The following is an 11,023-nucleotide window of genomic DNA, read 5'->3' on the forward strand; positions in this document are numbered from 1 at the left end:
ACCGGCCGCCGGGCCGCCCCGTGGGGCAGAATGCGGATGGCGCCGGTTCGGCCGACTGAGCCTCGGCCGAACCGGCGTCACCCGTTCACCGGGTACGGGCTACGCCGTCGGACGGCCCATCGCCCGGTACGTCCAGCCGGCCTTCCGCCAGGCCTGCGGGTCCAGGGCGTTGCGCCCGTCCAGGATCACCCGGGCCGTCACGGCCTCGCCCAGCGCGCCCGGGTCCAGCTCGCGGAACTCCCGCCACTCCGTCAGGTGCAGGACGACGTCGGCGCCTCGCACCGCCTCCAGCGCGGAGTCGGCGTACCCGAGCGTCGGGAACAGCCGCCGGGCGTTCTCCATGCCCTTGGGGTCGTACACCGTCACCTGCGCGCCCTGGAGGTGCACCTGGCCGGCGACGTTCAACGCGGGCGAGTCCCGCACGTCGTCCGAGTCGGGCTTGAAGGTGGCGCCCAGCACCGCGACCCGCTTGCCGAGGAAGGGGCCGCCGCCCAGCGCCTGCCGGGTCAGCTCCACCATCTGGCCGCGCTGGCGCATGTTGATCGAGTCGATCTCGCGCAGGAAGGTGAGCGCCTGGTCGGCGCCCAGCTCACCGGCGCGCGCCATGAACGCCCGGATGTCCTTCGGCAGACAGCCGCCGCCGAACCCGATCCCGGCCCGCAGGAACTTCTTCCCGATCCGGTCGTCGTACCCGATCGCCTCGGCCAGCTTGGCCACGTCGCCGTCCGCCGCCTCGCACACCTCCGCCATCGCGTTGATGAAGGAGATCTTGGTGGCGAGGAAGGAGTTCGCGGAGGTCTTCACCAGTTCGGCCGTCGGGAAGTCGGTGACGACGAAGGGCGAGCCCTCCGACACCGGCGTCGCGTACACCTCGCGCAGCAGCTTCTCCGCCCGCTCGCTGCGCACGCCCACCACGATCCGGTCGGGGTGCAGCGTGTCCTGCACGGCGAAGCCCTCGCGCAGGAACTCCGGGTTCCAGGCCAGCTCGGCGCCGTCACCGGCCGGCGCGTGCGCGGCGAGGTAGGCGGCCAGCCGGTCGGCGGAGCCCACGGGCACCGTCGACTTGCCGACGACGAGCGCGGGACCGGTCAGATGCGGCGCGAGCGAGGCCAGCGCCGACTCGACGTACGACATGTCACAGGCGTACTCGCCATGCTTCTGCGGCGTGTTCACGCACAGGAAGTGCACGTCGCCGAAGGCGGCGACCTCGGCGAAGTCGGTGGTGAAGCGCAGCCGCCCGCTGGACCCCTCGATCCCGGCGACATGCTCGCGGAGCAGTTCCTCAAGCCCCGGCTCGTACATCGGGACTTGGCCCCGCTGGAGCATCTCGATCTTCTCGGGAACCACGTCCAGGCCCAGCACCTCGAAACCGAGCTCGGCCATGGCCGCCGCATGGGTCGCGCCGAGATAGCCGGTGCCGATCACGGTGATCTTGAGGGCCATGGGTGCTCCAGAGGTGTACGGCGGAGGTGCGCGCCCGAGCATATCCGGGACACCGGGCAGGCCTCCCGGTCGGCTGTCGTCAAGCTCACCTATCCACGGACGCGGAGGGGGCTCTAAAATTTGGGTTACTTAACGGTAGTTAGCGTGCCCAGCATCACAGCGTTTTGGAGCGTGAGAGACCTTGGCCGGATCGGCTGACTTCGACCTGTACCGCCCGTCCGAGGAGCACGACATGCTCCGGGACGCCGTCCGCGCGCTGGCCGAGGCGAAGATCGCGCCGCACGCCGCGGCGGTGGACGAGGAGGCCCGCTTCCCGCGGGAGGCCCTCGACGCCCTGACCGCGAACGACCTGCACGCGGTGCACGTCCCCGAGGAGTACGGCGGCGCGGGCGCCGACGCCCTCGCCACGGTGATCGTCATCGAGGAGGTCGCCCGCGTCTGCGCGTCGTCCTCCCTCATCCCGGCCGTGAACAAGCTCGGCTCCCTCCCGGTGATCCTCTCCGGCTCGGAGGAGCTGAAGAAGAAGTACATGACCCCGCTCGCCAAGGGCGACGGCATGTTCTCCTACTGCCTCTCCGAGCCCGACGCGGGCTCCGACGCGGCCGGCATGAAGACCAAGGCCGTCCGCGACGGCGACTTCTGGGTGCTCAACGGCGTCAAGCGCTGGATCACCAACGCGGGCGAGTCCGAGTACTACACGGTGATGGCCGTCACCGACCCCGCCAAGCGCTCCAAGGGCATCTCCGCCTTCGTCGTCGAGAAGTCCGACGAGGGCGTCTCCTTCGGCGCCCCGGAGAAGAAGCTCGGCATCAAGGGCTCGCCGACCCGCGAGGTCTACCTGGACAACGTCCGCATCCCCGCCGACCGCATGATCGGCGAGGAGGGCACCGGCTTCGCCACCGCGATGAAGACGCTGGACCACACCCGCATCACCATCGCCGCCCAGGCCCTCGGCATCGCCCAGGGCGCCCTCGACTACGCCAATGGCTACGTCAAGGAGCGCAAGCAGTTCGGCAAGCCGATCGCCGACTTCCAGGGCATCCAGTTCATGCTCGCCGACATGGCCATGAAGATCGAGGCCGCCCGCCAGCTGACGTACGCCGCGGCCGCCAAGTCCCAGCGCGGCGATGGCGACCTCACCTTCCAGGGCGCCGCCGCCAAGTGCTTCGCCTCCGACGTGGCGATGGAGGTCACCACGGACGCGGTCCAGCTCCTCGGCGGCTACGGCTACACCCGCGACTACCCGGTGGAGCGCATGATGCGCGACGCCAAGATCACGCAGATCTACGAGGGCACGAACCAGGTCCAGCGCATCGTGATGGCGCGCAACCTGCCGTAACCGGCGTCGTACGGCTCACGCGGCCGGCCCCGGCCTCAGTCGTCGAAGCCCTCCGCCACCCGCCGCTCGCGCAGCTCCATGATCGCGCGGCGGCGGGCCAGGCGGTGGGTGCGGCGGATCTGGGCCTCCTGGTAGCGGCGCTTGTCCTTCTCGGTCTCCGGGAGGACCGGCGGGACCGTGCGCGGCTTGCCGTCCGCGTCGACCGCGGCGAAGACCAGGTACGCCGAGCCGACCTGGCTGGCGGGGGTGGACTCGTTCCAGCGTTCGGCCAGGACCCGGACGCCGACCTCCATGGACGAGCGGCCGGTCCAGTTGACCTGGGCCTTCACATGGACGAGGTCGCCGACGCGGACCGGTTCGAGGAACGCCATCTCGTCCATCGACGCGGTGACGGCGGGGCCGCCGGAGTGCCGGCCGGCCACGGCGCCCGCCGCGTCGTCGACGAGCTTCATGATCACTCCGCCGTGCACCGTGCCCAGCAGGTTGGTGTCGCTGTGGGTCATGATGTGGCTGAGGGTGGTGCGGGACGCCGAGGTCGGCTTGCCCGGGATCTCCGGAGTCGCCGACTGCGCGGCCGAGGCCTGTTCTGCCTGGTCTGTCATGGCCTCCACCTTATGCCGGGACGACATCCGAGTAATTTGTGTCAGCTTCGCAACAGCACTGACCTGATTTTCCGACGACCCTTGTATGGCCCGTGCCGCGGACCTGCACACTGGTGCGCATGAATGATTGGCCCGAGGGATGGTCCGGTGACAACCGCGCCGGCCGGTACGGACGCGGCAGCGCGAGCGCACGGCCCGAGAGCGCGCGCGTGATGCGGCAGGTCCGCCGCGGCCAGGCGCCGCCGCCCGGCCCGGGTCAGTCGGCCCCGCCGTACGGTGCCGGGGTGCCGCAGCAGCCGTCGTACGTCGACGGCCGGGGCCACGGCGGCGACGGCTACGACAGCGGCTACAACACCGGCCAGGTCTACGGCAGCCCGGGCGGCCGGGGCCACGGTCCCGGTGGGCCCGGTGGTCCCGGCCCGGGCCGGCCCGCGCCGGACTGGCGCCGCCGGATCAAGTGGACGGCGATCACGCTGGTGACCGCGCTGGTCGTCACCACCGTCGGCACGTACTTCTGGGCCGACTCCAAGCTCAACCGCGAGGTCGACCTCTCCAAGGTCATCGAGCGGCCCGGCGCCGGCGAGGGCACGAACTACCTGATCGTCGGCTCCGACAGCCGCGAGGGCATGACCGACGAGCAGAAGAAGGACCTGCACACCGGCTCCGCCGAGGGCAAGCGCACCGACTCGATGATGATCCTGCACACCGGAGACAACGGCTCGACGCTGATCTCGCTGCCCCGTGACTCGGACGTGGAGATCCCGAGCTTCGTCGGCTCCGAGTCCGGGAAGAAGTACGAGGGCACGGGCCGGCACGTGAAGCTGAACGCCGCGTACGCGGAGGACGGCCCCGAGCTGCTGGTGCGCACCATCGAGCACAACACCGGGCTGCGCCTGGACCACTACGTGGAGATCGGCTTCGCCGGCTTCGCGAACATCGTGGACTCGGTCGGCGGCGTCGAGATGGACATCCCGCAGGACATCAAGGACCCGAAGTCCGGCGCCGACTTCAAGAAGGGCAAGCAGACCCTGGACGGCCAGGACGCCCTCGCCTTCGTCCGCACCCGGTACGCGCTGGCCGGATCCGACCTGGACCGCACCAAGAACCAGCAGAAGTTCCTGTCGGCGCTGGCGAGCCAGGTGGCCACCCCGTCCACCGTCCTCAACCCGTTCAAGCTGTACCCGACCATGGGCGCCGGCCTGGACTCCCTCATCGTCGACAAGGACATGGGCCTGTTCGACCTGGCGAGCATGTTCTGGGCGATGAAGAGCGTCAGCGGCGGCGAGGGCACGTCGATGAACATGCCGGTCTCGGGCAGCGTCGGCGGAAACCTCAAGTGGGACGACGCCAAGGTGAAGAAGCTGGTCGAGCAGCTGAAGAACGACGAGAAGGTCACCGTCTCCGGCAACTGAGGCCGCGGGGCCCCGGCGGGGCCCCGGCGGGTCACTTCTTCCCGCACACCACCTCGTCGCCGCGCACCACCGTGCCCGACTCCTGCGGCGGGTCCGCCGGCTTCACCTTCACGACCTGCTTGAAGTCGGCGCCCGCCACCACCTTCAGCGTCGGGCCCTGGCCCTTGACCGGCCGCAGCTCGCTGCCGGGCAGGGCGGCGGCCAGCGACTTCGCCGAACGGTCCCAGCGGGGGTCGAAGGCGACGACGGTCCGCTGGACCGCGCGGTCGGTGGCGTTCCTGGGGACGCGGGTGGTGCGGAACCCGGTCGCGGCCAGCGCGTCGTCGACCCGCTTGCCGAGCCCCCGCGTGTGCGTGCCGTTCTCCACCTGGACCCGGATCTGCTTCGGGTCCACCGGGACCCGGACCGGCGCCGGACCCTTCGGCTTCGGCTTGGGGGCGGCCAGCGGCTCGTCCTCGCGCAGGGCGTCGAAGATCCGCTCGGACTTGGCCGGGTCCCACTTCAGGGTCGAACCGACGCCCTTGACGGCGTAGCCCATCTGCCCGATCGGCACGGTGGTGAACTCGGACGAGGACGGCGAGAAGTTCCGCATCGCCCGCCCGAGCGCCAGCAGCTCGTCGGTGCCGAAGCCCTCGTCGGCCCGCACCGAGCCCAGCACCGCCTGGGTGACGTCGCGGAACTTCAGCGGGTTCAGCAGGAGCCCCGAGGAGGTCGCCCGGTCGATCAGGGCGGCCAGGAAGCGCTGCTGGCGCTTCATCCGGCTCAGGTCCGAGGCCCCGTCGAGGTGGCGGGCGCGGACGTACTGCAGCGCCTGCCCGCCCGTCAGCTCGTGGGTGCCGGCCGGCAGGTCGAGCCCGGTGTAGCTGTCCTTGAGCGGCTGGACGGTGCAGATCTGCACACCGCCGAGGACGTCCACCGTCTTCATGAAGCTGGTGAAATCGACCTCCAGGTAGTGGTCGATCTTCACGCGGGTCATCTTCTCCACGGTGCGGATGGTCAGCTGCGGGCCGCCCTCCGCGTAGGCCGCGTTCAGCTTGAGGGGGTGCCCCTTGTGGTGCTCTCCGGTGGTGCGGTCGGTGTGGTCGGGCGTCTCGGCGTAGGAGTCGCGCGGCAGGCTGACCACGCTCGCGCGCTCCCGGTCCTCCGAGATGTGCACGATCATGATCGTGTCGGTGCAGTGGCAGGGCGCGCCGCCGAGGCGGTACTTCCGCCGTTCCTCCTCGCTGATCCGGTCGCGGCCGTCGGTGCCGACCAGCAGGACGTTCATGCCGTCGCCGGCCCGCGGCCGGTTCTTCATGTCCTTGAAGGCGTCGACCCGCGAGATGTCCGAGTCCAGGCTGGAGAGCACCGCGTGCCCGATCCCGGCGGAGGCGAGCACCACCACCGACAGGGCGGTCACCGCCCGCATGGCCCAGCGCGGCTTCTTCCGCCGTACGGGGGGCCTCGGCGGGCGGCGGGAGGGACGCGGGCCACCGCGCTGCGGTGGCGGGCCGCCACGGGGGGACGCGGCCGGGACCCGGGGGGAGCGGGGCGGCGTGGGCAAGGTGACACCTCCGCGGGGACGGGCCGTGCGGCCGGACGTGGGATCCGTGAGCACCGTAGGCCCATACGATCTGCTGCCCGGCGCTGTGACCCCCGCGGCGCGCACCCGTGTCCCCCGTTCGCGGTAACGTGAGCACCGATGAACGCCAAGTCCGACGTGCGGCCGCCCGCCGTTTCCGTGATCATGCCCGTCCTCAACGAGGAGCGGCACCTGCGCGGCTCAGTCCGCGCCATCCTCGCCCAGGAGTACGCCGGCGAGATGGAGGTCGTGATCGCCCTCGGTCCCTCCGCGGACCGCACGGACGAGATCGCCGCAGAACTCGTCGCCGAGGATCCGCGCGTACACACCGTGCCGAATCCCACCGGCCGTACGCCCGCCGCGCTGAACGCCGCCATCAAGGCCTCCCGCCACCCGGTCGTCGTCCGCGTCGACGGCCACGGCATGCTCTCGCCGAACTACATCGCCACGGCCGTACGGCTCCTCGAGGAGACCGGCGCGCAGAACGTCGGCGGCATCATGCACGCCGAGGGGGAGAACGCCTGGGAGGACGCCGTCGCCGCCGCGATGACGTCGAAGATCGGCGTGGGCAACGCCGCCTTCCACACGGGTGGGCAGGCGGGTCCCGCCGAGACCGTGTTCCTGGGGGTCTTCCGCCGCGAGGCGCTGGAGCGGCAGGGCGGCTACAACGAGGAGTTCATCCGCGCCCAGGACTGGGAGCTGAACTTCCGCATCCGCGAGGCCGGCGGCCTGATCTGGTTCTCGCCGGAGCTGAAGGTGTCGTACCGCCCGCGGCCGTCCGTGCGGGCGCTGGCCAAGCAGTACAAGGACTACGGCCGCTGGCGGCACGTCGTCGCCCGCTACCACTCCGGCTCCATCAACCTGCGCTACCTCGCCCCGCCGACGGCCGTGTGCGCCATCGCGGCCGGCGTCGTGGTGGGCGTCGCGCTGACCCCGTGGGGCTTCGTCGTGCCCGGCGGCTACCTGGCCGCGATCGCCGCCGGCTCGGTCCCGGCGGGCAAGGGGCTGGGGCTGAAGGCGCGGGCGCAGATCCCGGTGGCGCTGGCGACCATGCACATGTCCTGGGGCTGGGGCTTCCTGACCAGCCCGAAGTCGCTGGCCAGGAAGGTCATCGCCTCGCGGCGCCCGGCGGTGCGGCCGGCCGCCGACACCGACGCCGCCGGGACCAGGTGACGCCGGGCCGGATCGGGCTCAGGACCAGGTGAACGCCGGGTTCACGTGCATGCAGGCGCTCTCGTCCGCGCCGTTGAGGGCCTCGGCCGACTCCGGGGTCCGGTCGTCGGACGCGGGCGCCTCGTACGTCGTCCCCTCGCGCCAGTCGGCGCCCACGGTGAGCGTGACACCCGAGACGTCGGTCGACCGCTGCACCGAACTCGCGGGAATGCCCAGGGACTTGGCGACCCGCTGCGCGTCGCCCTCCAGGTCGGCGCTCGGGTAGCGGACGACCGTACGGTCCTCGCTCGGCAGCACCGACGGGTCGGCGACGGCCTTGGCGAAGCCCTGCTCCACCAGCAGCCCCGTGACCGTGTTCGCGCGTCCGCGGGCCGCGCCGAGTCGGTCCGTTTGGGTGCCGTTGCGCACCTGGACCGCGATCTCGTCGTCGGCGGCGGCCGGGTCGTCCGAGACGTCCGCCGCCTCCTCGTCGGCCGCCTTCTTCTTCGCGTCCTCGCCGTCCAGCGCGATGTCCTCGCGCACCAGCCGGAACAGCTGCTCCGCGTCCTCGGTCGGCTCCACGCGGGCGCCCACGTACCGGTTGGGCATGGTGGTCATGGTGATGCGCTCCGGCTTCACCTTGCGCAGCTCGTCGCTGAGGTCGTACAGCTTCTTGACGGTGTCCAGGCCCGGGTCGACCGTGAGCGCCCGGGTGGCCTCCTCGGCGAGCCTGCGCAGCTTGTTCGGGCTGTTCAGGGTCGCGTTCTCGCGCAGCGTCCGGACCATCGAGTTCAGGTACATGTGCTGGGCCTTGGCCCGCGCGAGGTCGCTGCCGTCCTCGAAGCCGTAGCGGGTGCGCAGCCACTGCAATGCCTGCTCGCCCTTGACCGGGTGCGTGCCCTTCTCCAGCTTCAGGCCGGAGCCGTGGCCCTCGCTGTCGCGCGAGTGGATGTTGGCGTCCACGCAGACCGGGACGCCGCCGACGGCGTCCGCCATCGACACCACGCCCGCGAAGTCGACCATCACGAAGTGGTCGATGTGGATGCCGGTCAGCTCCTGCCAGGTGGCCACCGTGCAGCCGGGGCCGCCATGGCCGAGGCTCCGGTTCGTCATCACCCGGCCCTCGCTCGCCGGGTAGACCTTCCCGTCGTCCGGGTCGGTGCACTTGGGGATCTTCACGAGGGTGTCGCGCGGCATGCTCACGACCGACATGTTGCTGCGGTCGGCGGACAGGTGCACCAGCATCTGCACGTCCGCCAGCGGCGTGGAGCCGAACGTCTCGCGGGCGCCGCCGAGTTGCTGGTTGGCCTCGCTGTCCCGCGCGTCCGAGCCGATGACGAGGATGTTCAGCGGGGTCTGCCCGGCCGCGTTCGGCGTCGGCGCCGCGACCTTGTTGTCGCCCAGGTTCAGGGCGTCCTTCTTGATGTTGTCGTTGAGGTGCTCGTAGTAGAGGTAACCGGCGCCGGCCGTACCGGCTATGAGCACGGCGAGCGTCACCGCCGTCCAGCGGAGCGCACGGCGACCCCTGCGCGGCCGGCGTCTGCCCGCCTCGGCGCCGCCGTCGCCCTCCTCGCTCTCCGTCTTCCCGTCCGCCTCGGCACGCTCGGGGGCGTCCGGTGCGCCCTGTCGCGTGTCCTCCCCCTGCACACTGCTCCGCGTCATGTCCGCGTCCTTCCCACCCCCGCGCCACCGCGCGGGCCCGTCGCCGTCCTGTGAGACGTACGACAGGCCCGTCAGGTCAACTGGCGCACAGCTTCTGGTCGGCCGTGGACTTCTCCACGTCCGGCGTCTTGACGGAGGCGGCGTCGAGTTTGACGCCGGCGCCCTTGAAGTCCTTGCCGAGGGTGAGGGTCATGGTGGGCAGGCCCTGGGCGTTGGTGACGCTCTCGCCGGGCTTCATCGCGGCGCCGGACAGGCCGAGGATCTCGGCGAGGGCACGGGCCTGGGCGGCCTGGTCGGGGGCGTACTCCAGGGTGGTCTTGGCGACCTCCGCGTCGGCGTTGCCCGCGTTCTCCGACTTGGTGACGCCCGCCTCCGTCTGGAGGTACTGGAGCTCCTGCTGGGCGCTGCCGGCCGGGGCGCCGCCGTTCATGACGCGGACGCGCACCTCGGCGGGGTCGGACTTCTCGCCCTTGAGGCGGGCGGCGACGGCGGCCTTCTCCTTCTTCTCCTTCTTCTTGACCTCGGTGAAGGAGATGTCGTTCTTGATCATGTCGAAGATCTGGGGTGCCTCCGACGGATTGGGTACGACCGTCGCCTTGACCTTCTCGGCGGGATTGTCGATCACCGGCACCGTCAGGAACGTGATGTTCTTCGTCGGCACCTTCTTCAGCTCCAGGGCGATGTCCTTCAGCGTGCCCACGTTGCCGATGGGCTTGTCCACGGTCAGCGCCTTGGTGGCGGCCTCGGCCAGCTTCACCAGCTTGGTGGGGCTGGTGAGGGTGTCGCTGGAGGACATCTTCCGCATGAGCGATCCCAGGAACTGCTGCTGCACCTTGATGCGGTCCAGGTCGCCCTCGTTGCCGAAGGCGTGCCGGGTACGGACGAAGGCGAGGGCCTGCTCGCCCTCGACCGTCGACTCGCCCGCGGGCAGCTTGAGGTGGGACTTCGGGTCGTCGACGGCGTTCTCCACACAGACGTCGACGCCGTCGACGGCGGTGGTCAGCGTCTTGACCGCGTTGAAGTCGGCCATCATGAAGTGGTTCGGCTGGATGCCGGTCGCCTCCTTCACGGCGAGCATGGTGCAGCCCGCGTTCCGGCCGCCCTCGCCGAGGCTCCGGTTGAAGCGGACGTCCTGCTCCCCGGGGACGATCTCCGTCGAGCCGTCCTCCTGCTTGGTCTCGCAGTCGGGGATGTCGACGATCAGGTCGCGGGGGATGCTGAGCGCGGTCGCGTTCGAGCGGTCCTTGGCCACGTGCAGCAGGATCGTGGTGTCCGCGTGGCCGACGCTGCCGGCGTCGCCGTAGCCCTCGTTGCCGGCTCCGGTGCGCTTGTCGGTGCCGATGATGAGGATGTTGAAGGCCTCGTCCTTGCTGAAGCTGCTGCTTCCGGCGCTGCCGACGTCCGTCGTCGCGACGTTGCCCTCGAGGTGCTTGAGGTAGACGTAGCCGCCGAGGCCGGCCACGAGGACGACGAACGCGGTGGAGCCGCCGACCCACAGCAGGGCCTTCTTGCCCTTCGACTTCTTCTTCGCCGGCCGGCGTCCGCGCCGCCCCGGCGCCTGCTCCTCGGGCGCCGGACGGCGCCGCCGCTGGGGCGGGACCTCCCGGCCGGGCGCGGTCGTACGCCGTGCCGAACCGGTGGTGCCGCCGTCGGCGGGGGAGGGGGCACCGGCGCCACGGGGGGCGGGCCTGCGGGGGCCCGGCACGGGTGACTGCGGTGCGGAAGGGGGCAGTCGCAGTTCGTATTCACCGGTGCGCGGATTCAGTACCCACTGATCTGCGGGATCGACGTCATCTGCCCGCCCACGTCCTTGCGCGTCCACGGTCTCCCAATCCTCCGTCGGGGCCACGCG

Annotated in this window: 8 protein-coding genes; 3 read left to right on the forward strand and 5 right to left on the reverse strand. The window is 71.0% G+C overall.

Annotated elements, in window-relative coordinates; all coding sequences use genetic code 11:
* Positions 1 to 99: 99 nt before the first annotated feature.
* Positions 100 to 1,443: a UDP-glucose/GDP-mannose dehydrogenase family protein gene (locus RI578_RS24215; RefSeq protein WP_310873036.1), complete on the reverse strand. Its 1,344-nt coding sequence runs from the start codon at positions 1,441 to 1,443 to the stop codon at positions 100 to 102.
* A gap of 181 nt (positions 1,444 to 1,624) precedes the next feature.
* Between RI578_RS24215 and RI578_RS24220 the strand changes: the two genes are divergently transcribed.
* The gene (locus RI578_RS24220) at positions 1,625 to 2,782 is read left to right on the forward strand and encodes an acyl-CoA dehydrogenase (protein WP_310873037.1); all 1,158 of its coding nucleotides are present in this window, start codon (positions 1,625 to 1,627) and stop codon (positions 2,780 to 2,782) included.
* A 35-nt stretch (positions 2,783 to 2,817) separates the two neighbouring features.
* On the opposite strand, the gene RI578_RS24225 is transcribed toward RI578_RS24220, so the two are convergent.
* The gene (locus tag RI578_RS24225) at positions 2,818 to 3,384 is read right to left on the reverse strand and encodes an acyl-CoA thioesterase (RefSeq protein WP_310873038.1); all 567 of its coding nucleotides are present in this window, start codon (positions 3,382 to 3,384) and stop codon (positions 2,818 to 2,820) included.
* Positions 3,385 to 3,503: 119 nt separating this feature from the next.
* Here RI578_RS24225 and RI578_RS24230 point away from each other — a divergent pair, with 119 nt between their 5' ends.
* A complete protein-coding gene (locus tag RI578_RS24230) occupies positions 3,504 to 4,796 on the forward strand; it encodes an LCP family protein (RefSeq protein WP_310873039.1) in 1,293 nt (430 codons plus the stop codon).
* A gap of 31 nt (positions 4,797 to 4,827) precedes the next feature.
* Here RI578_RS24230 and RI578_RS24235 read toward each other — a convergent pair whose 3' ends face one another.
* The gene (locus tag RI578_RS24235) at positions 4,828 to 6,204 is read right to left on the reverse strand and encodes an LCP family protein (RefSeq protein WP_310873040.1); all 1,377 of its coding nucleotides are present in this window, start codon (positions 6,202 to 6,204) and stop codon (positions 4,828 to 4,830) included.
* A 273-nt stretch (positions 6,205 to 6,477) separates the two neighbouring features.
* Here RI578_RS24235 and RI578_RS24240 point away from each other — a divergent pair, with 273 nt between their 5' ends.
* Positions 6,478 to 7,530: a glycosyltransferase family 2 protein gene (locus tag RI578_RS24240; RefSeq protein ID WP_310873041.1), complete on the forward strand. Its 1,053-nt coding sequence runs from the start codon at positions 6,478 to 6,480 to the stop codon at positions 7,528 to 7,530.
* Between the two features lie 18 nt (positions 7,531 to 7,548).
* Here RI578_RS24240 and RI578_RS24245 read toward each other — a convergent pair whose 3' ends face one another.
* Both RI578_RS24245 and RI578_RS24250 read right to left on the reverse strand, forming a co-directional pair.
* Positions 7,549 to 9,171 (reverse strand): LCP family protein, encoded by a 1,623-nt coding sequence (locus RI578_RS24245; protein ID WP_310873042.1) that lies wholly within the window; start codon positions 9,169 to 9,171, stop codon positions 7,549 to 7,551.
* A 76-nt stretch (positions 9,172 to 9,247) separates the two neighbouring features.
* A complete protein-coding gene (locus RI578_RS24250; RefSeq protein ID WP_310875847.1) occupies positions 9,248 to 10,993 on the reverse strand; it encodes an LCP family protein in 1,746 nt (581 codons plus the stop codon).
* Positions 10,994 to 11,023: the final 30 nt, after the last annotated feature.

The sequence above is a fragment of the Streptomyces sp. BB1-1-1 genome, assembly GCF_031597775.1.
Lineage (GTDB): Bacteria > Actinomycetota > Actinomycetes > Streptomycetales > Streptomycetaceae > Streptomyces > Streptomyces thinghirensis.

Bases quoted from the DNA above. Each gene is read 5' to 3' on its own strand.
- RI578_RS24215 (WP_310873036.1), bottom strand. From the start codon at position 1,443: ATGGCCCTCAAGATCACCGTGATCGGCACCGGCTATCTCGGCGCGACC.
- RI578_RS24225 (WP_310873038.1), bottom strand. From the start codon at position 3,384: ATGACAGACCAGGCAGAACAGGCCTCGGCCGCGCAGTCGGCGACTCCG.
- RI578_RS24230 (WP_310873039.1), top strand. From the start codon at position 3,504: ATGAATGATTGGCCCGAGGGATGGTCCGGTGACAACCGCGCCGGCCGG.
- RI578_RS24235 (WP_310873040.1), bottom strand. From the start codon at position 6,204: ATGCGGGCGGTGACCGCCCTGTCGGTGGTGGTGCTCGCCTCCGCCGGG.
- RI578_RS24240 (WP_310873041.1), top strand. From the start codon at position 6,478: ATGAACGCCAAGTCCGACGTGCGGCCGCCCGCCGTTTCCGTGATCATG.
- RI578_RS24245 (WP_310873042.1), bottom strand. From the start codon at position 9,171: ATGACGCGGAGCAGTGTGCAGGGGGAGGACACGCGACAGGGCGCACCG.